At 54.6% G+C, this 22,619-nt stretch carries 22 protein-coding genes; 14 read left to right on the forward strand and 8 right to left on the reverse strand.

Features of this window, described 5'->3' with window-relative positions; all coding sequences use genetic code 11:
- The 7 genes from gshB to yqgC form a co-directional block, all read right to left on the reverse strand.
- Window positions 1-948: a glutathione synthase gene (gshB, locus tag QQF33_RS10845; RefSeq protein ID WP_282494395.1), complete on the reverse strand. Its 948-nt coding sequence runs from the start codon at window positions 946-948 to the stop codon at window positions 1-3.
- 20 nt (window positions 949-968) lie between these two features.
- On the reverse strand, window positions 969-1,700 hold the full coding sequence (gene rsmE / locus QQF33_RS10850) for a 16S rRNA (uracil(1498)-N(3))-methyltransferase (RefSeq protein WP_285157796.1): 732 nt from the start codon (window positions 1,698-1,700) through the stop codon (window positions 969-971).
- Between the two features lie 51 nt (window positions 1,701-1,751).
- Window positions 1,752-2,459 (reverse strand): deoxyribonuclease I, encoded by a 708-nt coding sequence (endA, locus tag QQF33_RS10855; protein ID WP_282494397.1) that lies wholly within the window; start codon window positions 2,457-2,459, stop codon window positions 1,752-1,754.
- 94 nt (window positions 2,460-2,553) lie between these two features.
- Entirely contained in the window at window positions 2,554-3,051 is a 498-nt protein-coding gene (locus tag QQF33_RS10860) for a SprT family zinc-dependent metalloprotease (RefSeq protein ID WP_285157797.1), read from the reverse strand.
- A gap of 81 nt (window positions 3,052-3,132) precedes the next feature.
- Window positions 3,133-4,530, reverse strand: coding sequence for a sugar porter family MFS transporter (locus tag QQF33_RS10865; protein ID WP_282494399.1), 1,398 nt, complete (start codon window positions 4,528-4,530; stop codon window positions 3,133-3,135).
- Window positions 4,531-4,965: 435 nt separating this feature from the next.
- Complete coding sequence (gene metK / locus QQF33_RS10870) at window positions 4,966-6,120, reverse strand: methionine adenosyltransferase (RefSeq protein ID WP_095283288.1); 1,155 nt, start codon at window positions 6,118-6,120, stop codon at window positions 4,966-4,968.
- A 147-nt stretch (window positions 6,121-6,267) separates the two neighbouring features.
- Window positions 6,268-6,552 (reverse strand): protein YqgC, encoded by a 285-nt coding sequence (yqgC, locus tag QQF33_RS10875; protein WP_285143812.1) that lies wholly within the window; start codon window positions 6,550-6,552, stop codon window positions 6,268-6,270.
- Between yqgC and QQF33_RS25925 the strand changes: the two genes are divergently transcribed.
- From QQF33_RS25925 to speB, 4 genes are all read left to right on the forward strand, one after another.
- Window positions 6,544-6,696 (forward strand): hypothetical protein, encoded by a 153-nt coding sequence (locus QQF33_RS25925; protein WP_452233245.1) that lies wholly within the window; start codon window positions 6,544-6,546, stop codon window positions 6,694-6,696. The two genes, yqgC and QQF33_RS25925, sit on opposite strands and share 9 nt — an antisense overlap.
- Window positions 6,697-6,783: 87 nt before the next feature.
- Complete coding sequence (yqgB, locus tag QQF33_RS10880; protein ID WP_285143996.1) at window positions 6,784-6,915, forward strand: acid stress response protein YqgB; 132 nt, start codon at window positions 6,784-6,786, stop codon at window positions 6,913-6,915.
- 8 nt (window positions 6,916-6,923) lie between these two features.
- A complete protein-coding gene (speA, locus tag QQF33_RS10885) occupies window positions 6,924-8,900 on the forward strand; it encodes a biosynthetic arginine decarboxylase (protein ID WP_282494402.1) in 1,977 nt (658 codons plus the stop codon).
- 184 nt (window positions 8,901-9,084) lie between these two features.
- Complete coding sequence (gene speB / locus QQF33_RS10890; protein ID WP_002434404.1) at window positions 9,085-10,005, forward strand: agmatinase; 921 nt, start codon at window positions 9,085-9,087, stop codon at window positions 10,003-10,005.
- Window positions 10,006-10,082: 77 nt separating this feature from the next.
- Here speB and loiP read toward each other — a convergent pair whose 3' ends face one another.
- Window positions 10,083-10,841: a metalloprotease LoiP gene (loiP, locus tag QQF33_RS10895; protein ID WP_095283285.1), complete on the reverse strand. Its 759-nt coding sequence runs from the start codon at window positions 10,839-10,841 to the stop codon at window positions 10,083-10,085.
- 271 nt (window positions 10,842-11,112) lie between these two features.
- Here loiP and tkt point away from each other — a divergent pair, with 271 nt between their 5' ends.
- The 10 genes from tkt to fbaA all read left to right on the forward strand — a co-directional run bounded on the left by tkt (window position 11,113) and on the right by fbaA (window position 22,456).
- Complete coding sequence (gene tkt / locus QQF33_RS10900) at window positions 11,113-13,107, forward strand: transketolase (RefSeq protein ID WP_095283284.1); 1,995 nt, start codon at window positions 11,113-11,115, stop codon at window positions 13,105-13,107.
- Between the two features lie 347 nt (window positions 13,108-13,454).
- A complete protein-coding gene (gene cmtB, locus QQF33_RS10905; protein WP_285148373.1) occupies window positions 13,455-13,898 on the forward strand; it encodes a PTS mannitol transporter subunit IIA in 444 nt (147 codons plus the stop codon).
- Window positions 13,899-13,925: 27 nt separating this feature from the next.
- On the forward strand, window positions 13,926-15,308 hold the full coding sequence (locus QQF33_RS10910; protein WP_285143810.1) for a PTS mannitol transporter subunit IICB: 1,383 nt from the start codon (window positions 13,926-13,928) through the stop codon (window positions 15,306-15,308).
- Window positions 15,309-15,329: 21 nt separating this feature from the next.
- On the forward strand, window positions 15,330-16,607 hold the full coding sequence (locus QQF33_RS10915; protein WP_285148376.1) for a zinc-binding dehydrogenase: 1,278 nt from the start codon (window positions 15,330-15,332) through the stop codon (window positions 16,605-16,607).
- A complete protein-coding gene (glpX, locus tag QQF33_RS10920; protein ID WP_285148378.1) occupies window positions 16,604-17,575 on the forward strand; it encodes a class II fructose-bisphosphatase in 972 nt (323 codons plus the stop codon). The genes QQF33_RS10915 and glpX overlap by 4 nt, the downstream gene beginning before the upstream one ends.
- Window positions 17,576-17,590: 15 nt before the next feature.
- Window positions 17,591-18,100, forward strand: coding sequence for an MltR family transcriptional regulator (locus QQF33_RS10925; protein WP_282494407.1), 510 nt, complete (start codon window positions 17,591-17,593; stop codon window positions 18,098-18,100).
- Window positions 18,097-18,807, forward strand: a complete 711-nt coding sequence (locus tag QQF33_RS10930; protein ID WP_285148380.1) for a nucleoside/nucleotide kinase family protein — start codon at window positions 18,097-18,099, stop codon at window positions 18,805-18,807. The genes QQF33_RS10925 and QQF33_RS10930 overlap by 4 nt, the downstream gene beginning before the upstream one ends.
- A gap of 244 nt (window positions 18,808-19,051) precedes the next feature.
- On the forward strand, window positions 19,052-20,071 hold the full coding sequence (gene epd / locus QQF33_RS10935; RefSeq protein ID WP_285148382.1) for an erythrose-4-phosphate dehydrogenase: 1,020 nt from the start codon (window positions 19,052-19,054) through the stop codon (window positions 20,069-20,071).
- A 49-nt stretch (window positions 20,072-20,120) separates the two neighbouring features.
- Window positions 20,121-21,284, forward strand: a complete 1,164-nt coding sequence (gene pgk / locus QQF33_RS10940) for a phosphoglycerate kinase (RefSeq protein WP_282494410.1) — start codon at window positions 20,121-20,123, stop codon at window positions 21,282-21,284.
- A gap of 92 nt (window positions 21,285-21,376) precedes the next feature.
- A complete protein-coding gene (fbaA, locus tag QQF33_RS10945; protein WP_095283281.1) occupies window positions 21,377-22,456 on the forward strand; it encodes a class II fructose-bisphosphate aldolase in 1,080 nt (359 codons plus the stop codon).
- Window positions 22,457-22,619: the final 163 nt, after the last annotated feature.

Here is a 22,619-nt window from a genome sequence, read left to right on the forward strand (position 1 = left end):
TTACTGCTTCAGACGTTTTTCGATCGCGTCCATCAGCATGCCGGTAATGGAGACCGGGAACTCAGCTTCGATTTCGCGGATGCAGGTTGGGCTTGTGACGTTCACTTCCGTCAGGCGGTCGCCGATGATATCCAGGCCGACGAAAATCAGCCCTTTGGCTTTCAGCATCGGGCCGACGCGGCGGGCGATTTCCCAGTCGCTGTCGGTCAGGGGACGCGGTTCGCCACGGCCACCGGCGGCCAGGTTACCACGGGTTTCGCCGCCCTGCGGAATACGCGCCAGGCAGTAAGGCACCGGCTCGCCGTCAACCACCAGCACGCGTTTGTCGCCATCCACGATGGCCGGAATGTAGTTCTGCGCCATGCAGTAGCGGGTGCCGTGCTCGGTCAGGGTTTCTGCGATCACGCCAAGGTTCGGGTCACCCTCTTTGACGCGGAAGATCGACGCGCCACCCATGCCGTCCAGCGGCTTGAGGATGATATCGCCGTGCTTCTGCCAGAAGGCTTTCAGCTGCGCTTTGTTGCGCGTGACCAGCGTCTCTGGCGTCAGGTCAGAGAACCAGGCGGTATACAGCTTCTCGTTACAGTCGCGCAGACTCTGCGGTTTGTTGACGATAAGCGTGCCTTTCTCTTCTGCGCGCTCAAGGATATAGGTGCAGTAAATGAATTCGGTGTCGAACGGAGGATCTTTACGCATCAGGATCACGTCGAGTTCTGCGAGGGGGATATCCTGCTCAGAACCGAACTCGTACCATTTATCGTAATTTTGCTCGACGTTAACGATGCGCGTGCGGGCGCGGGCTTCACCATTGTTCAGGTAAAGATCGGCCATCTCCATGTAATGGAGCTGGTAGCCGCGACGCTGTGCTTCCAGCAGCATTGCGAAGCTGGAATCTTTCTTGATGTTAATGCTTGCGATGGGGTCCATCACGATGCCGAGCTTGATCATTGTTCTTCTCCGTTAATGCTTCAACCCAGATCGCCAAAACGCACCTGCAGTGCGGTGATGGCTGTGAGTGCAGTCGTCTCAGTACGTAGAACGCGAGGTCCCAACAGAATATCAGTAAATTGATAACGTGCGGTCATGGCAATTTCGTCCGCCGACAGCCCGCCTTCCGGGCCAATCAGCAGTCGTACGCGCTCGACCGGCAGCGGCAGCGTGTTGATGCTGGCGCTGGCACGCGGGTGAAGATTGAGCTTCAGACCGCTCTCTTCTTCGGCGCACCACGCCTCTAAATCCATCGGCGGGCGGATCTCCGGAATGCGGTTGCGACCGCACTGTTCGCACGCGGCGATGGCGATCTTCTGCCACTGCTGAATCTTTTTGTTCAGACGTTCAGCATCCAGTTTAACGCCACAGCGCTCAGAAAAAAGTGGCGTAATGAGGCTTACACCCAGTTCGATCGATTTCTGGATGGTGAATTCCATCTTTTCACCGCGCGACATCACCTGGCCCAGATGGATATGCAGCGGGGATTCCCGGTCATCCACTTCGCCGCGCAGGACGTTAACCTGCACGCTCTTTTTATCGGCGCGGGTGATTTCGGCGTCGAAAACCTGGTTGCTGCCGTCTAAAAGCTGCACGGCCTGGCCCGCGCCCATGCGCAGTACGCGGCCAACATGGTTGGCGGCTTCGTCGGAAAGAGCAATTTCACTGCCAGCGGCAATCAGTTCCGGGTGATAAATGCGGGGGATGCGCATAGTCAGAAATTCCATATGAGTACGGTATGAATCAATTGCCGCTAGTGTAGGTTAGCTCTTTTGCGCCTGGCAAGCGCGCTGCACATACGGGTTGTGATTCCCCTGGACTTTGGCGATGCGGTTATCGCGCTCGCACTCCCAGTCGGTGACCGGATACTGCTTATCCCAGGCGTTGAACAGCTGAGTTTGCTGGCGGGAGAGATTCAGCTCGTAGCGATCGCGCATATAGAAGTAGGTGCGGGCGATGCTGCCGCGCGCGCGGGCCGGCGGCTCGGCGACTTTCTCTTTGAAATCGACCTTCATTCCGCACTGGCCGTACTGGCCCTCGCCGCCGTTCCACTGGCTGTACATGAAGTTGGCGCGGTCGCCATTCACTTCGCCCACGGCCGGTTGCAGGTTGTGCATATCACTTTCGATCTGGCGATAGACCGGATCTTTGGCGCAGTTTTTACGCCCGCCGTCCTGCCAGCACTGGCGCTGGTGACCAAACTGCCATGCCGGAACCACGTGTTCCCATTCGATTCGGTTGGCGCGGTTTTCATTTTTACGCACTTTGTAACCGCACGACTCGAGGTCAACGACCCCTTTTTTACCCTGCCAGTTAATTTTGCAGCCGCAGTAGAAATCACCCGGTGCATCGGCGTTCACCTTGACGCCTGCGGCTTTGGCCTGAGAAAAATTGTTGATACCGTCGGCCAGCGCAGGACCTGCGAGCACTGTCGCCAGAAGGGCAACAGCGAAAGAATAATTACGGGACATCTCAAACTCCGTGTCAAAACGAGCCCGCAACGTAGCGAAAGATGTTCCAGTATGCAATCAGTCAGATCAGGAAAGTTCCTGATTGTTCAATTGATTATTCTGCGACCAGCGGTTCACCGCATTTGACGCAGCGGTAGGAGGCTTCGCCGCGCACCACGCGATTGTGACGCCGGACGGTCAGCTGATGCTGCTGGCACTGGCAGCGATAGGGGAAGGTGTTACGCCGTACTGATTCCAGCTCGAACTGGTGCGTGCGCCGGGCGGGAACGCCGAGCACGGCTTCCATCATCCATTTCCACTCCTTGCCGTGCGGTGCCACGCGGCCAAAGTGTTTCCACACCAGCAAGTGCGCCAGTTCGTGCGGGACCACTTCCTCGATAAACGCCTGCTGATTTTCCATCATCAGCACCGGATTCAGGCGGATCTCATAGGATTCAAGCCAGGCGGTGCCCGCCGAGGTGCCACGCTGCTGATAGACCAGTTTGGGTTCAGGATAGTTGCGCCCGAGTTTCAGGTTGGCTTGCGCGAGTTTATCCCGCAAAGCGTGCATGACGGCTTGCTGGAGGGCGATGGGAAGGCGTGAGGTTTTCATAGGGGCAGAGGATAAAACGGGAGACAGGGCGGGTGCAAGAGGAGGTTTCGCCCGGCAAGCTTGCGCCGCCGGGCGGGGTTCTTAGTTGCTGGCGCCAATCTCGCGCAGCGGACGACCTTTCATCAGGTTACGTTCGATATGTTCCAGGGAAACGTGTTTGGTTTCAGGAACCAGCCACAGGGTCAGAACAATAAAGAACAGGTTCAGACCGCCGTACACCCAGAAGGTGTTGGCGTTGCCGAGTGTATTGAGCATGGTCAGGAAGGTTGCGCCGACGATCATGTTGGCGATCCAGTTGGTCGCGGTTGAGCAGGTGATACCGAAATCACGCCCTTTCAGCGGCTGAATTTCGGAACACAAGACCCAAATCAGCGGACCGGCACTCATCGCAAAACCGACGATAAACATCAGCAGCATCCCCACGGCAAAGTACTGTGCGGTCGCGGAGTGAATGCCCACATGCATCATGGTCCCCAGCACGCCCATGCCGACTGCCATCACCAGGAAGCCTAAGGTCAGCGTCGGTTTACGGCCCCAGCGGTCCACCAGACCGATGGCGATAAAGGTCGCCAGCACGTTGGTCAGACCGACGATCACCGTCCCCCACATCTGTTCGGTGGTGTTGGTGTAGCCCGCCAGTTCAAAGATTTTTGGCGCGTAGTACATGATGACGTTCATCCCGGTGAACTGTTGCATCACCTGCAGCAGCACGCCGAGGAACACCGCGCGACGGAAGTTGCTGTTCTCTTTAAACAGCGCCCAGCCGGTCTGTTTGACCTTCAGGCTTTCGCGGATTTCATCAAGTTCATGTTTGGCTTCTGCGCTGGTATCACGCAGGCGCATCAGCACACGTTCCGCGTCGTGGAAGCGGCGCTTAGCGGCATACCAGCGTGGGCTGTCCGGCAGGAAGAAGACGCCGATCAGCAGCAGAATCGCCGGGATGATAATCACACCCAGCATCCAGCGCCATGCGCCGCTGTAGCTGAACGCGGTATCAGACAGGTACGCGCCGAGGATACCGATGGTGATCATCAGCTGGTACATGGAGATCATGCTGCCGCGAATTTTCTCCGGCGCAATTTCCGACAGGTAGAGCGGGGCGGTATACGACGCCACGCCGACCGCCAGGCCGAGCAGTACGCGAGAGATAATCAGCACTTCGACGTTAGGCGCGGCGGCAGAGCAGAGCGAACCGGCGACAAACAGAATCGCGCCGATCATCAGGCTCTTTTTACGCCCGAGGCGATAGGAGAGCCAGCCGCTGCCGACGGCACCGACGGCAGCACCGAACATCATGGAGCTCACCACCCATTCCTGGGTGTGCGGGCTAATCTGGAATTCATCGGTGATGAAGGGTAAAGCACCGGCAATGACGCCGATATCCAGGCCGAAAAGAAGTCCTGCCAGGGCTGCGAGGAAGCAGACAAAGAATGTCATCGCCTTGTTGGACGTACGCCCCTGTTTTTTATTGTCAGGCATTATGCCCTCCAGTTGGGTTATCAATTTTATCAATGTAAAGGGTAGGTGAGTACGACGTAAAAATATGTGACATATCTCACGTTGGTGTAATCGGTTACACTCGATGCAAACTGTCAGTATTATTAAAGCTATGAAAATATAGTGTTAATTCTGTTGATGCGCATCCCGTTTGGCGCAGTTTAGGACTTAACTGAAATGAAATGTAACAGCAGATGAAGGCAGAACATGCAAAGAGATTAATCTGAAATGAAGGGCTGTAGAGGGTGGTGTAAGCGGTTTCATTAGGTGGTTTTTTGTCGGGTGGCGGCTACGCCTTACCCGACCTACAAAACCGTAACTCGTAGGTCGGGTAAGCGCAGCTCCACCCGACAAAGGCAGCGCGCACAAATGCAAAAGGCCAGCACAAGGCTGGCCTTTTCAAACGCTATCGGTCGATTACTTCAGACCGGCAGCTTCACGCAGCAGGGCGGCTTTGTCGGTTTTTTCCCATGGGAAATGTTCGCGACCAAAGTGACCGTATGCAGCGGTTTCTTTGTAGATTGGGTGCAGCAGATCCAGCATCTGGATCAGGCCGTATGGACGCAGGTCGAAGAACTCGCGCACCAGCAGGGTCAGCTGTTCGGTAGAGATCTTCTCGGTACCGAAGGTTTCGACCATGATGGAGGTCGGTTCTGCCACGCCGATAGCGTAGGAGACCTGAATCTCACAGCGATCGGCCAGGCCTGCAGCAACGATGTTTTTCGCCACATAACGTGCCGCGTATGCCGCAGAGCGGTCAACTTTAGACGGATCTTTACCGGAGAACGCGCCGCCACCGTGACGAGCCATGCCGCCGTAGGTATCAACGATGATCTTACGACCGGTCAGACCGCAGTCGCCCATTGGGCCACCGATAACAAAACGGCCAGTCGGGTTGATGTGGTATTTGGTCGAGGCATTCAGCCATTCTGCAGGCAGAACCGGCTTAATGATCTCTTCCATTACCGCTTCCTGCAGCGTTTTAAGCGCAACGTCTTCGGAGTGCTGAGTCGACAGAACAACCGCGTCGATGCCGACGATTTTGCCGTCGTCATACTGGAAAGTGATCTGGCTTTTTGCATCCGGGCGCAGCCACGGCAGCGTGCCGTTTTTACGCACTTCAGCCTGACGCTGCACCAGACGGTGGGCGTAAGTGATTGGCGCAGGCATCAGCACGTCGGTTTCGTTGGTTGCATAGCCAAACATCAGGCCCTGGTCGCCAGCACCCTGCTCGAGCGGGTCGGTACGGTCAACGCCCTGGTTGATGTCCGGGGACTGTTTGCCAATCGCGCTCAAAACGGCGCAAGAGTTGGCATCAAAGCCCATATCAGAATGCACGTAGCCGATTTCACGCACGGTGTTACGGGTGATCTCTTCGATATCAACCCATGCACTGGTGGTGATCTCACCACCAACCAGAACCATGCCAGTTTTGACATAGGTTTCGCACGCCACGCGCGCTTTAGGATCCTGTTCCAGGATCGCATCCAGCACTGCATCGGAGATTTGGTCAGCGATTTTATCAGGATGCCCTTCTGATACAGACTCGGACGTAAACAGGTGTTTTGCCATGTTATATTTCACCTAAGGAGTATTTGGTAAGCTCAAACTGCTGTGCGCAATGGCCGTAGAAGACGATTCTACCAAGACCTGCAGGTAAATAACACCGGCAGTCTGAGTGTTAATCAGTATAGATGGATTAACATCTGGACGGCTATTTTAGGTCACTTCTTCGCCCGATTTCCAGTTTTTTTTGACCCCGCTCTCATTGTGCTGAAATCGCAGGTGGAAATTTTTCCTGACGGTACTGGCAAGGTGCGCATTAATGTTTTGCATTTTGCCCCTCTTATCGGTATAAAACGCGGCGCGCGGCTCATACAAAAAAGCGCTCGATGATTTCATCGTGTCGCCACTTCCAGCCGGGTTGAGCAGTGAATACTTAGCTTTGGCTTGAGGTTCGTCTTCTGAAGGCGGCCGTGGAGGTGATACCCGATAATGAACCATCGTTTTCCGCTAACTCAGTTACGCCGTTCTGGCGTACGTCTGTTTCCCGCTACTCGCATTTCTATTCTGCAAACCTGCCGATGTTATACCCATTTCGGTGCTTCTCAGGATTCCAGGGCCGGCCATCCGCTTTGTGAAAACTGAACAAGGGCGCTCTTGTTAATTCAGGAGTTATCTCGTGGTTTCTCCGAACCTTGTCATACAGAGTTCGGTTACGTGTTTTACAATGATATGAATAAGAAACCGGTCGCACGGTCTGGATTTCAGCACACTCTGCTGGAAGACGGGGCCGTTTATGGGTTGTTATCGCGGTGTGACACTGCGATAGTAGTCAACTGTTTTACACTTAATACAAAGAGTTGAGGTTCGCTATGTCTGACGACATGTCTTCGGTTTCGCCTTCGTCAGCGGGCGAACAGGGTGTACTACGTTCTATGCAGGAGGTTGCGATGAGCTCCGAAGAGGCCAGCAAGATGCTGCGCACATACAATATTGCCTGGTGGGGTAATAACTACTACGACGTCAACGAACTGGGCCACATCAGCGTTTGCCCGGATCCTGACGTACCGGAAGCTCGTGTGGATCTCGCCAAACTGGTGAAAGCGCGCGAAGCGCAAGGCCAACGTCTGCCTGCACTGTTCTGCTTCCCGCAGATCCTGCAACATCGTTTGCGCTCCATCAACGCCGCGTTCAAACGTGCGCGTGAGTCCTATGGTTACAAGGGCGACTACTTCCTGGTCTATCCGATTAAGGTTAACCAGCATCGTCGCGTCATTGAATCCCTGATCCACTCCGGTGAACCACTGGGTCTGGAAGCCGGTTCTAAAGCGGAACTGATGGCGGTACTGGCGCACGCCGGTATGACGCGCTCGGTGATCGTCTGTAACGGCTATAAAGACCGCGAATACATTCGTCTGGCGTTGATTGGCGAGAAGATGGGCCACAAGGTCTATCTGGTTATCGAGAAGATGACTGAAATTGCCATCGTGCTGGAAGAAGCCGAGCGTCTGAACGTGGTGCCGCGCCTCGGCGTGCGTGCGCGTCTGGCGTCCCAGGGCTCCGGTAAATGGCAGTCCTCGGGCGGCGAAAAATCCAAATTCGGTCTGGCGGCAGGGCAGGTTCTGCAGCTGGTGGAAATGCTGCGCGAGCGCGGTCGTCTGGACAGCATCCAGCTGCTGCACTTCCACCTCGGTTCGCAGATGGCCAACATTCGCGATATCGCCACGGGCGTACGTGAATCCGCGCGTTTCTACGTTGAGTTGCATAAGCTTGGCGTGAACATCGAGTGCTTCGATGTGGGCGGCGGTTTGGGCGTGGACTATGAAGGCACGCGCTCGCAGTCTGACTGCTCCGTGAACTACGGCCTGAACGAATACGCCAACAACATTATCTGGGCGATCGGCGATGCCTGCGAAGAGAACGGTTTGCCGCATCCAACGGTGATCACCGAGTCTGGTCGTGCGGTGACTGCGCACCACACGGTGCTGGTCTCCAACATCATCGGCGTGGAACGTAGCGAAAATACCGAAGCGACCCCGCCGCAGGACGATGCGCCGCGTGCCCTGCAGAACATGTGGGAAACCTGGCAGGAGATGCATGAGCCGGGCAACCGTCGCTCCCTGCGCGAATGGCTGCACGACAGCCAGATGGATCTGCACGACATTCACGTCGGCTATTCATCGGGAACCTTCAGCCTGCAGGAGCGTGCCTGGGCAGAGCAGCTGTATCTGAATATGTGTCACGAAGTGCAGAAACAGCTCGACCCGAGCAACCGTGCGCACCGTCCGATTATCGACGAACTGCAGGAACGTATGGCGGATAAGATTTACGTCAACTTCTCCCTGTTCCAGTCGATGCCGGATGCCTGGGGTATCGATCAGCTGTTCCCGGTTCTGCCGCTGGAAGGGCTGAATCACGCGCCGGAACGCCGCGCGGTGCTGCTGGATATCACCTGCGACTCCGACGGGGCTATCGATCACTACGTGGACGGCGACGGGATCGCCACCACCATGCCGATGCCGGAGTACGATCCAGAGAACCCACCAATGCTGGGCTTCTTTATGGTCGGCGCCTATCAGGAAATTTTGGGCAACATGCATAACCTGTTCGGGGATACCGAAGCGGTTGACGTGTTTGTCTTCCCTGACGGCAACGTCGAAGTGGAGCTTTCCGACGAGGGCGACACCGTGGCGGATATGCTGGAATACGTGCAGCTGGATCCGAAAAAACTGCTGACTCAGTTCCGCGATCAGGTGAAAAACACCGACCTGGATGCCGCGCTACAGCAGCAGTTCCTGGAAGAGTTTGAAGCGGGTCTGTACGGGTACACCTATCTGGAAGACGAGTAACCGCTCGTGCCCGGTGGCGCTGCGCTTACCGGGCCTACGGGATACTTGAACCTGTACGAATTAACGGCGATAATTCGCCCCAATATGCAGTTTCCGAATCAATCCCTTCCTCGTCGGGTTTAACGACGCGGAGGGGATTTTTTTTCATCTATTTTCTTGTATCGACTCTACACGAGGTCAGGACATGAGCACTTTAGGTCATCAGTACGACAACTCTCTGGTATCTAACGCGTTTGGTTTTTTACGTCTTCCGATGAACTTCCAGCCGTACGACAGCGACGCTGACTGGGTCATCACCGGCGTTCCGTTTGATATGGCGACTTCCGGTCGTGCCGGTGGCCGTCACGGCCCGGCGGCGATCCGTCAGGTTTCCACCAACCTGGCCTGGGAGCACAACCGCTTCCCGTGGAACTTCGATATGCGCGAACGCCTGAACGTCGTCGACTGCGGCGACCTGGTGTATGCCTTCGGCGACGCGCGTGAGATGAGCGAAAAACTACAGGCGCACGCCGAGAAACTGCTGGCTGCCGGCAAGCGTATGCTCTCTTTCGGCGGTGACCACTTCGTGACGCTGCCGCTGCTGCGTGCTCACGCCAAGCATTTCGGTAAAATGGCGCTGGTCCATTTCGATGCCCACACCGACACCTACGCGAACGGCTGCGAGTTTGACCACGGCACCATGTTCTACACTGCGCCGAACGAAGGACTGATCGATCCGAACCACTCTGTGCAGATCGGTATTCGTACTGAGTTCGACAAAGACAACGGCTTCACCGTGCTGGACGCCTGCCAGGTGAACGATCGCGGCGTGGACGATATCATCGCTCAGGTGAAGCAGATTGTGGGCGATATGCCGGTATATCTCACCTTTGACATCGACTGTCTGGACCCTGCGTTTGCACCGGGTACCGGTACGCCGGTGATCGGCGGTCTGACGTCTGATCGTGCAATCAAACTGGTTCGCGGTCTGAAAGATCTGAATATCGTGGGGATGGACGTCGTGGAAGTGGCGCCAGCTTACGATCAGTCTGAAATCACCGCTCTGGCGGCGGCAACGCTGGCGCTGGAAATGCTCTACATCCAGGCGGCGAAGAAAGGCGAGTAATCAAGAAATCGCCCGGTGGCGCAGCGCTTACCGGGCCTTTGTAGGCCGGGTAAGGCGTAGCCGCCACCCGGCTTTTTTTATTTAATGCCGTCTGCCGCCATGCGATCGCGAATGTGCTGCGCGCGTTCGGCTGAAGCCGGGTGATCGTCAAACATTGAGCTTTGACGGCCTTCTTCCAGTTTGGCCAGTTTCTCAAAGCTGGTGGCTAACCCTGACGGATTGATCCCGCGTTTGCGCAACAGATCGTAAGAGTAGTCATCCGCTTCGGATTCCTGACGCTGGGAGAACTGGGAATTGACCAGTTTTTCACCCACGTCGCCGAGCTGGGACTGAGACAGACTACCGACGATCCCGCCCGCAGAGGCTGCCGCTGCACGCACGGCGTTGGTGCCGAGCGCTACCTGCATCCCTTTCTTCACGTGACCGAGTGCGACGTGGCCCATTTCATGGCCGATCACCGCTTCGACTTCGTTGTCCGTCATCATATCCATCAGGCCGCTGTAGACGCGGATACAGCCGTTCGCCATCGCAAACGCGTTCACGTCTTTCGCCATGTAGACTTTGTAGTTCACCGGCTGACCGTTGATGTTATCGCCCAGCGCGGCGGCAATCTTATTCAGACGCTGTGCGTACGTGCTACTGGCGGGGGCGATGGTCGCTTTGGCGTCCATGTCTTTGCACGCCTGATCGCTCAAGGCTTTGACCTGCGCATCGCTCAGGGAATAGGCCTGGAAAGCCTCTGCACCAGAACTCATCAGACCGTTTGAATCCATATTTTGACAGCCGCTCAGCAGCAGCGTCGTACCCAGGGCCAGCACTATTGCACGCATTTTCATGATGTTGCTTCCGTACTCGTTAACTGAAAAAAGTCTGAAAAATGCTCCGGCAGCGAAGCCGCAGTCGAGCTAAGTATAAGGAATATCTGGAGGCCCGGGCGAGTAGATTGCGCAACATGCGAGCATGATCCAGAGATTTCTTAAAGGGCAAAAGAATGCTCCATGTACATGCTTTGTCGCTTGGGTTACATTGTTGGCACTTTTTTCTGGCATAGCCCAAAACGCGCTGTCGTCAAGGGCACGGCCTTTAACAGTCCGATCTGGAGTTAAAATGTCCTCACGTAAAGAGCTTGCTAATGCTATTCGTGCGCTGAGCATGGACGCAGTACAGAAAGCCAAATCCGGTCACCCGGGTGCCCCTATGGGTATGGCTGACATTGCCGAAGTCCTGTGGCGTGATTTCCTGAACCATAACCCTCAGAACCCGTCCTGGGCTGACCGTGACCGTTTCGTACTGTCCAACGGCCACGGCTCTATGCTGATCTATAGCCTGTTGCACCTCACAGGTTATGCGCTGCCAATCGAAGAGCTGAAGAACTTCCGTCAGCTGCACTCCAAAACCCCAGGTCACCCGGAAGTGGGTTACACCGCTGGCGTTGAGACCACTACCGGTCCGCTGGGCCAGGGTATTGCGAATGCGGTGGGTATGGCGATTGCTGAGAAAACCCTGGCGGCGCAGTTCAACCGTCCGGGCCACGACATCGTTGACCACTTCACCTACGCCTTCATGGGCGACGGCTGCATGATGGAAGGCATTTCTCACGAAGTGTGCTCCCTGGCTGGTACCCTGAAACTGGGCAAACTGGTAGCGTTCTACGATGACAACGGCATCTCCATCGATGGTCACGTTGAAGGCTGGTTCACTGACGACACCGCTAAACGTTTCGAAGCCTACGGCTGGCACGTGGTGCGTGGCGTTGATGGCCACGACGCAGCGGCGATCAAACGCGCAGTAGAAGAAGCGCGTGCGGTCACTGACAAACCGTCCCTGCTGATGTGCAAAACCATCATCGGTTTCGGTTCGCCAAACAAAGCCGGTACCCACGATTCCCACGGCGCACCGCTGGGCGACGCAGAAATCGCGCTGACCCGCGAACAGCTGGGCTGGAAATATGCGCCATTCGAAATCCCGTCTGAGATCTATGCTCAGTGGGACGCGAAAGAAGCAGGCCAGGCGAAAGAGTCCGTCTGGAACGAGAAGTTCGCGGCCTACGCCAAAGCCTTCCCTCAGGAAGCGGCTGAATTCACCCGTCGTATGAAAGGTGACATGCCGGAAGATTTCGCAGCGAAAGCGAACGAAATCATCGCCAAACTGCAGGCTAACCCGGCGAAAATCGCCAGCCGTAAAGCGTCTCAGAATGCGATCGAAGCTTTCGGTCCGCTGCTGCCAGAATTCCTCGGCGGCTCTGCTGACCTGGCACCGTCTAACCTGACCATCTGGTCTGGCTCTAAAGCGATCAACGAAGATACCGCCGGTAACTACATCCATTACGGTGTGCGTGAATTCGGTATGACCGCGATTGCGAACGGTATTTCCCTGCACGGCGGTTTCCTGCCGTACACCTCCACCTTCCTGATGTTCGTGGAATATGCGCGTAACGCCGTGCGTATGGCTGCGCTGATGAAACAGCGTCAGGTGATGGTCTACACCCACGACTCTATCGGTCTGGGCGAAGATGGCCCGACTCACCAGCCGGTTGAGCAGGTCGCGTCTCTGCGTGTGACCCCGAACATGTCCACATGGCGTCCATGTGACCAGGTTGAGTCCGCGGTAGCGTGGAAATATGGCGTTGAGCGTCAGGACGGTCCTACCGCGCTGATCCTCTCCCGTCAGAACCTGGCACAGCAGGATCGTACCGAAGAGCAGCTGGCTAACATCGCTCGCGGAGGTTACGTGCTGAAAGATTGCGCAGGTTCGCAGCCGCAGCTGATCATCATCGCTACCGGTTCTGAAGTTGAACTGGCGGTTGCTGCGTGGGACAAACTGTCTGCCGAAGGCGTGAAAGCGCGCGTGGTTTCCATGCCGTCTACCGACGCGTTCGACAAGCAGGATGCCGCTTACCGTGAATCCGTACTGCCAAAAGCGGTTTCTGCGCGCGTTGCCGTAGAAGCGGGTATCGCTGACTACTGGTTCAAATACGTGGGCCTGAACGGCGCTATCGTCGGGATGACCACCTTCGGCGAGTCTGCACCTGCAGAACTGCTGTTCGAAGAGTTCGGCTTCACCGTTGAGAACGTAGTCGCGAAAGCGAAAGAACTGCTGTAATCGCAGTCATGCCCGGCGGCATTTCGTTAGCCGGGCCGACGGAACAAGGCCAGGTGCATAGAAATATCACCTGGTTTTTTTATGAGCACGATCACTTAATTTCAATCTGGCAAGAGATTAAAAGTGATTAGTATCACAAATTGATATAATGACTTTTTGTGGTATTTGTAATTCAGATCTCATTTATAGGGTTGCATTTTTTATTTAAGTAAATAACGCATTGTTATCTATCAAGTTTCAAAATTAAGATTTCGAGCAGTATCCCCATTCCCGCCTGTTTGCTTTCACCCTTTTGCGCGAGTATTTTATTTTTAGACCCTACAGTACCTAAAAATAAGAGAGTGCTCATGCGACTAATCAATTATTTCCCTGAAGCATCTATCACGGTAAAAAAGGCGGCGCGAGACTGGCAGGAGGCGATTGATTTATCCATGGCTCCGCTGCTGAAACAAAATTATGTTAATGCACAGTATATTGACGCTATTAAAGAATCCACGTTGAATAATGGCCCTTATTATATTCTGGCTCCGGGCGTGGCAATGCCCCATGCCAGGCCAGAATATGGCGCATTAAAAACAGGCATGTCCCTTACTCTATTACAGGAAGGTGTCTTTTTTAGTGAAACCAATGAGCCGGTAAAACTCTTAATTGGTTTATCTGCTGCGGACGCGGATTCACATATTGGTGCCATTCAGGCGCTCAGCGAACTGTTATCGGAAGATGATCAGTTAGCCGCGCTGTTAGAATGTCATACCGAAAAACAGCTCGCGGATATTATCGCTCACGCATAATCCTACTTTCCTTCACAGGATAACATCATGGAAAATAAGTGTGCTCGCGCAAAAGTCCAGGCTTTTGGGGGCTTTTTGACCGCAATGGTCATCCCCAATATCGGTGCCTTTATTGCCTGGGGTTTAATTACGGCGTTATTTATTCCCACCGGTTGGCTGCCGAATGAGCATTTCGCCAAAATCGTCGGCCCTATGATTACCTATTTGCTGCCGGTGATGATTGGTTCGACCGGGGGTCATCTCATTGGTGGTAAACGCGGTGCGGTGATGGGCGGTATCGGTACTATTGGTGTGATCATCGGTGCTGATATTCCTATGTTTTTGGGATCGATGATCATGGGGCCGTTGGGTGGCCTGATCATCAAACACATCGACCGGGTGCTGGAAAAACGTATTCCCGCCGGGTTTGAGATGGTGATCAATAACTTCTCGCTCGGTATCGCCGGTATGTTGCTGTGCCTGCTGGGGTTTGAAGTGATTGGCCCGGCCGTACTGATTGCCAACAACTTCGTGAAAGAGTGCATTGAGGCGCTGGTCCACGCGGGTTATTTGCCGCTGCTCTCGGTCATCAATGAACCGGCCAAAATTCTTTTCCTCAACAACGCCATCGATCAGGGCGTGTACTATCCGCTGGGCATGCAGCAGGCCTCTGTGGACGGGAAATCGATCTTCTTTATGGTGGCGTCAAACCCAGGGCCGGGCTTGGGGTTGCTGCTGGCGTTTAGCCTTTTTGGCAAGGGGATGAGTAAACGCTCCGCGCCGGGCGCGATGATTATCCACTTCTTAGGCGGGATTCATGAACTCTACTTCCCGTATGTGCTGATGAAGCCGCTCACCCTGATCGGGATGATTGCGGGCGGGATGTGCGGAACCTGGACCTTCAATCTGCTGGGCGGCGGGCTGGTGGCCGGTCCGAGTCCGGGGTCTATCTTTGCCTATCTCGCCTTAACGCCGAAGGGATCGTTTTTAGCCACCATTGCCGGTGTGGCGGTCGGAACCCTCGTAACCTTTGCTGTTACAGCGTTAATTTTGAAAATGGAAAAAACGGTCGAAACGGAAAGTGAAGATCAGTTTGCCGAGTCAGCCAAAGCGGTAAAAAACATGAAGCAGGAGGGCGCGTTTTCCCTGCGCCATGTTCAACGCATCGCGTTTGTGTGTGATGCGGGTATGGGCTCCAGCGCGATGGGGGCGACGACTTTTCGTAAGCGCCTTGAGAAAAACGGCCTTGCCATCGACGTTAAACATTACGCCATCGAAAATGTTCCGGATGATGCCGATATTGTGGTGACACATTCCAGTCTGGAAGGACGAGTAAAACGCGTCTGTGAAAAACCGCTGGTGCTGATTAATAATTATATCGGCGACCCGCAGCTCGACATTTTATTTAAAAAACTGACCGCTGAAATCTAACGCCTGTTGTAGAGGTTTACTATGAAAACGAAAGTTGCTGCAATATACGGCAAGGGCGATGTACGTCTGCGTGAATTCGAATTGCCCGCGATAACCGATAATGAATTACTGGTGAGTGTGATTTCCGACAGCGTCTGCCTGTCCACTTGGAAAGCAGCATTATTAGGCAGCGAACACAAACGCGTGCCGGATGATTTAGAAAACCATCCGGTGATAACCGGGCATGAATGTGCGGGTGTGATTGTTGAAGTGGGGAAAAATCTCACGGGACAATATAAAAAAGGGCAGCGATTTGTATTGCAGCCAGCCATGGGATTACCCACTGGCTATTCCGCCGGCTACAGCTATGAATATTTTGGCGGCAATGCGACTTATATGATTATTCCGGAAGTGGCCGTTAATATGGGCTGCGTTTTGCCCTATCACGGTTCTTATTTTGCCGCCGCGTCGCTGGCAGAACCGACGTGCTGCATAATTGGCGCGTACAACGCCAATTATCACACCACCCAGTATGTGTATGAACATCGCATGGGAATAAAGCCCGGCGGAAATCTGGCGCTGCTGGCCTGCGCCGGGCCGATGGGGATCGGCGCGATTGATTACGCCATCAACGGCGGGATCCAGCCTTCGCGCATCGTGGTGGTGGATATTGATGAAGCCCGACTGGCGCAGGCGAGCAAACTGTTACCCGTTGAGCTGGCGGCGGCCAGGGGGATTGAGCTTATCTATGTGAACACCGCAAAGATGAATGACCCGACAGCCGAGCTGCGCGCCCTCACGGATGATGCCGGATTCGACGACGTCTTTGTCTACGCCGCGGTTCCGGCGGTGGTGGAGATGGCCGATGAGCTGCTGGCGGAAGATGGCTGCCTGAACTTTTTCGCCGGACCGACGGATAAAAACTTCAAGGTGCCCTTTAACTTCTACAACGTGCACTACAACAGCACCCACGTTGTCGGCACTTCCGGCGGCTCCACGGACGACATGAAAGAGGCGATTGCGCTCAGTGCCTGCGGAAAACTGCAGCCTTCGTTCATGGTCACTCACATCGGTGGGCTGGATGCGGTCCCTGAAACGGTGCTAAACCTGCCCAACATTCCTGGCGGCAAGAAGCTCATCTATAACGGTGTCACCATGCCCCTCACGGCGATTGCTGATTTTGCCGAAAAAGGGAAAACCGATCCGCTGTTTAAACAGCTCGCGCTGCTGGTCGCCGAGACCCACGGCATCTGGAACGAGCAGGCCGAGAAATATCTGCTGGCTCACTTCGGCGTAGATACCGGGGAGGCGGTGGCATGATGTCACTTGCATGGCCGCTCTTTCGTACCACGGAACAGGCCGCGCTGGCGGCCTGGCCGCAAATCGGGTGCGGCGATAAAAACAAAATCGACGGGCTGGCGGTTTCTGCGATGCGCCAGGCGCTCAATCAGATGGCCATTCGCGGGCGCATTGTCATCGGCGAAGGCGAAATCGACCGCGCGCCGATGCTGTGGATTGGCGAAGAGGTCGGGCAGGGTGCCGGGCCTCACGTGGATATTGCCGTGGACCCGATCGAAGGCACGCGCATGGTGGCGATGGGGCAGAGCAACGCCCTGGCCGTCATGGCCTTTGCTCCTCAGGGCAGTTTGCTTCACGCCCCCGATATGTACATGAAAAAGCTGGTGGTCAACCGGCAGGCGAAGGGGGCGATTAATCTTGCCCTCCCGCTGGCGGACAACCTGCGTAACGTCGCGCTGGCGCTGGGTAAGCCTCTGGACCGTCTGCGCATGGTGACGCTGGATAAGCCGCGATCGCGCGAGGCGATTAATGAGGCGACACGGCTTGGCGTGAAGGTCTTTGCTCTGCCGGACGGTGACGTGGCGGCCAGCGTGCTGACCTGTCTGCAGGACAATCAGTATGACGTTATGTACACCGTCGGTGGTGCGCCGGAAGGGGTGATCTCTGCCTGCGCCGTCAAAGCCTTAGGTGGGGATATGCAGGCGGAGCTGATCGATTTTTGTCAGGCGAAAGGCGAGTCGGCGGAAAACCGTCTGGTGGCGGAGGAGGAACGCACCCGCTGCAAGGCGATGGGCGTTGAGATCAACCGCGTCTATTCCCTTGGCGAGTTGGTGAAAGGGAAGGACGTTATCTTCTCGGCCACCGGCGTGACAGGGGGCGATCTCGTCAGCGGTATTCAACAGGTCACGAACGGCGTGCGCACGCAAACTTTACTGATCGGTGGCGCAGATCGAACGTGTAATATAATAGACTCTCTGCATTCATGGTGATTTATCGAGAAACGAATGACGACGCTGACAGAAGATGATGTGCTTGAGCAACTGGACGCTCAGGATAATTTACTTTCGTTTATGACGACGGCAAATGACATTTTGCTGCGAAGTATAAAGCACTTCCTGCCGTCGCTGTTCGTGAATAATGATGAAGAAATCCTCGAATATGCAGTGAAGCCGTTACTCGCCCAAAGCGGGCCGCTGGATGATATTGATGTTGCTTTGCGTCTGATTTATGCGCTGGGGAAAATGGATAAATGGCTGTATGCGGATATCACCCATTTTTCCCAGTTTTATCAGTATCTCAGAGAGCAGGATGAGATCCCGGGTTTTGCGGATGAAATTACCTGGGATTTTATCAGCAACGTTAACACCATCACCCGCAACGCAACGTTATTCAATGCGCTCAACGCAATGAAATTTGCCGACTTTGCCGCCTGGTCTGAAGTTCGATTTACTGCCATGGTGAAGACGGCATTAACGCTGGCGATAACGACGATAATAAAGGAATTAACCCCGTGAAAATCGGCCTGATGGTGAATGGATTGCAGATTGATGCGTATTATTCAGACCATGAGATTCAAAACGTTCATATCCCGCTGCTGCAACAGATTGCGAAGCGCCACGCTTTAACCCCTCATCGTCGAACCCTTGTTTTCCTGAGCGCACCGCCGGGAACGGGGAAGTCGACCCTGACCACGTTCTGGGAAACGCTCTCCCGCCAGGACCCGGATTTACCGGAAATCCAGACGCTGCCGATGGATGGTTTTCACCACTACAACGCCTGGCTGGATGCGCACAATCTGCGGCCTTTTAAAGGCGCTCCCGAGACCTTCGACGTCGACAAGCTGGCGGCAAATTTGCGTCAGATCCGCGACGGGGATGGCGACTGGCCCCAGTACAGTCGGCAAAAACACGATCCGGTGGAGTCGGCCATCAGGGTGACGGCCCCCGTGGTGATTGTGGAAGGCAACTGGCTGCTGCTGGATGACGATAAGTGGCGCGCTTTGGGTGAGTTCTGTGATTTTTCCCTGTTTATCAGCGCGCCTGCTGCTGCTTTGCGCGAACGCCTGGTGCAGCGCAAGCGGGCAGGGGGTTTATCTCAGGAAGATGCCGAGGCATTTTACCTGCGCACAGACGGTCCAAACGTCGAACGTGTTCTTTGCCATAGTCGTCCGGCGGATCTGACGTTGCAGATGACGGCAGAGGGCGAATATGTTTTCGCCTGAGTGGAATAATTCCGCCGTAAATGGGCGAAGAAATGTGACGCAAGTCAGATAAATGGCGAATCTCTCGGGGTGAACGTTCCTTTTATTCCCCGTTTCGCTTATTCTTGCTGAAGCGTTTCAGTCGATTAAATGTTCGACAATTGACCAATCAGTCGCAGTTTGTGACAGGCAAGGATTCCCCTCTGAGCGTAGCTGGATTACTCTTTCAGCCACTTCAATTCAGGGATAGCCTTGCAGGAGACCTATGACCGTACGCGTAGCGATTAATGGCTTTGGTCGCATCGGACGTAACGTGATTCGTGCTTTATATGAATCCGGGCGTCGGGCGGAAATCACCGTAGTGGCTGTCAATGAACTGGCAGACGCGGCGGGTATGGCGCATTTGTTGAAATACGATACCAGCCATGGGCGCTTTGCCTGGGACGTTCGCCAGGAAAGAGAGCAACTGTTCGTCGGCGATGATGTGATTCGCGTCCTGCATGAGCGCAGCATTGAAGCGCTGCCGTGGCGTGAGTTGGGTGTGGATGTGGTGCTGGACTGCACCGGCGTGTACGGCAATCGCGAACACGGCGAGGCGCATCTGGCAGCAGGCGCGAAGAAAGTGCTGTTTTCCCATCCCGGTGGTCACGATCTCGACGCAACCGTCGTCTACGGCGTGAACCATCTCGAGCTGCAAGCCGAACACCGTATTGTCTCCAATGCCTCCTGCACCACAAACTGCATTATTCCGGTCATCAAACTGTTAGACGACGCGTATGGCATTGAGTCGGGTACAGTCACCACGATCCACTCCGCCATGCACGACCAGCAGGTAATCGACGCGTATCACCCGGACCTTCGTCGCACGCGCGCGGCGAGTCAGTCCATCATTCCGGTGGATACGAAACTGGCGGCGGGGATCACCCGTATTTTCCCCCAGTTTAACGATCGTTTTGAAGCCATTGCGGTTCGCGTGCCGACCATAAATGTCACCGCGATTGACCTCAGTGTTACCGTGAAGAAACCGGTAAAAGCTAATGAAGTCAACCTGTTGCTGCAAAAAGCAGCACAGGGAGCATTTCATGGTATAGTTGACTATACGGAATTACCGTTGGTCTCAGTAGATTTTAACCACGATCCGCACAGTGCCATTGTTGATGGCACACAGACGCGGGTCAGCGGTGCTCACCTCATCAAAACGCTGGTGTGGTGCGATAATGAATGGGGCTTTGCTAACAGGATGCTCGACACCACGTTAGCCATGGCCGCACAAGGTTTCAGGTAGGGCGCAAAGTGCGCATGCAAAACTTTAAGAATCAACGAGAGGATTCACCATGTCTGTAATTAAGATGACCGATCTGGATCTGGCAGGTAAACGCGTTTTCATCCGTGCCGATCTGAACGTACCTGTTAAAGATGGCAAAGTGACCAGCGATGCGCGTATTCGTGCTTCTCTGCCAACCATCGAACTGGCACTGAAACAGGGTGCGAAAGTGATGGTAACCTCTCACCTGGGTCGTCCGACCGAAGGCGAGTACAACGAAGAATTCTCTCTGCTGCCAGTTGTTAACTACCTGAAAGACAAACTGTCTAACCCGGTACGTCTGGTGAAAGATTACCTGGACGGCGTGGAAGTGGCTGCAGGTGAACTGGTTGTTCTGGAAAACGTTCGCTTCAACAAAGGCGAGAAGAAAGACGACGAAGCGCTGTCCAAGAAATACGCTGCCCTGTGCGACGTATTCGTGATGGATGCATTCGGTACCGCTCACCGTGCGCAGGCTTCTACTCACGGTATCGGTAAATTCGCAGACGTCGCTTGTGCAGGTCCACTGCTGGCTGACGAACTGGAAGCACTGGGTAAAGCACTGAAAGAACCAGCACGTCCAATGGTTGCTATCGTTGGTGGTTCTAAAGTGTCTACCAAACTGACCGTTCTGGATTCCCTGTCTAAAATCGCTGACCAGCTGATTGTTGGCGGTGGTATCGCGAACACCTTCGTTGCTGCTCAAGGCCACAACGTCGGTAAATCCCTGTACGAAGCGGACCTGGTTGACGAAGCAAAACGTCTGCTGACCACCTGCGATATCCCAGTCCCAACGGACGTTCGCGTGGCAACCGAGTTCTCTGAAACCGCGACCGCGACCCTGAAATCTGTTAACGACATCAAAGATGAAGAGCAGATCCTGGACCTGGGCGACGTGTCTGCACAGAAACTGGCTGACATCCTGAAAAACGCGAAAACCATTCTGTGGAATGGCCCGGTTGGCGTGTTCGAATTCCCTAACTTCCGTAAAGGGACTGAAATCGTGGCTAACGCAATCGCAGACAGCGAAGCGTTCTCCATCGCAGGCGGCGGCGATACTCTGGCGGCTATCGACCTGTTCGGTATTTCCGACAAAATCTCCTACATCTCCACTGGTGGCGGCGCATTCCTCGAATTCGTGGAAGGCAAAGTTCTGCCAGCAGTAGCAATGCTCGAAGAGCGCGCTAAGAAGTAAGCCATTCATGGGCAGGGAAACCTGCCCAAATTTCAGCGTGCTTTTTAGAGCTCGCACCTTTTCTAACGGCCGAAGATACAGGACTACGTAACATGTCTAAAATTTTTGATTTCGTAAAACCTGGCGTGATCACTGGTGATGACGTTCAGAAAGTGTTCCAGGTAGCTAAAGAAAACAACTTTGCTCTGCCGGCAGTTAACTGCGTGGGTACCGACTCCATTAACGCCGTACTGGAAACCGCTGCAAAAGTTAAAGCGCCGGTTATCGTACAGTTCTCTAACGGTGGCGCAGCATTCATCGCCGGTAAAGGCGTGAAAACTGACGTTCCTCAGGGCGCAGCAATCCTGGGCGCTATCTCTGGTGCGCACCACGTACACCAGATGGCTGAGCACTACGGTGTTCCAGTTATCCTGCACACTGACCACTGCGCGAAGAAACTGCTGCCGTGGATCGACGGTCTGCTGGACGCGGGTGAAAAACACTTCGCAGCGACCGGTAAGCCACTGTTCTCTTCTCACATGATCGACCTGTCTGAAGAGTCACTGCACGAAAACATCGAAATCTGCTCCAAATACCTGGCGCGTATGTCCAAAATGGACATGACCCTGGAAATCGAACTGGGTTGCACCGGCGGTGAAGAAGACGGCGTGGACAACAGCCACATGGACGCTTCTGCACTGTACACCCAGCCAGAAGACGTTGATTACGCGTACACCGAGCTGAGCAAAATCAGCCCACGTTTCACCATCGCGGCATCTTTCGGTAACGTGCACGGCGTTTACAAGCCAGGTAACGTGGTTCTGACCCCGACTATCCTGCGCGATTCTCAGGAATACGTTTCTAAGAAACACAACCTGCCGCACAACAGCCTGAACTTCGTCTTCCACGGCGGTTCCGGTTCTTCTGCTCAGGAAATCAAAGATTCCGTAAGCTACGGTGTAGTCAAAATGAACATCGATACCGATACCCAATGGGCAACCTGGGACGGCATCCTGCAGTACTACAAAACCAACGAAGCTTACCTGCAAGGCCAGCTGGGCAACCCGAAAGGCGAAGACCAGCCGAACAAGAAATACTACGATCCACGCGTATGGCTGCGTTCTGCCCAGACCTCTATGATCACCCGTCTGGAGCAGGCATTCAAAGAGCTGAACGCGGTTGACGTTCTGTAATTTGAGTTGCTGAAAAGCGTTAAAAAGGCCCGCACTTGGACTGCACCCCAAAAGTTGGACACCCAACTGATTAAGGTGCAGTTTTTTATGGCAAAGCCAAAATATTCCCTCGAAACCAGATTAGCTGTCGTCAATCACTACCTTGCCGGAAAAGATGGAACAC

This window comes from Lelliottia wanjuensis (assembly GCF_030238365.1).
Taxonomy (GTDB): domain Bacteria; phylum Pseudomonadota; class Gammaproteobacteria; order Enterobacterales; family Enterobacteriaceae; genus Enterobacter; species Enterobacter wanjuensis.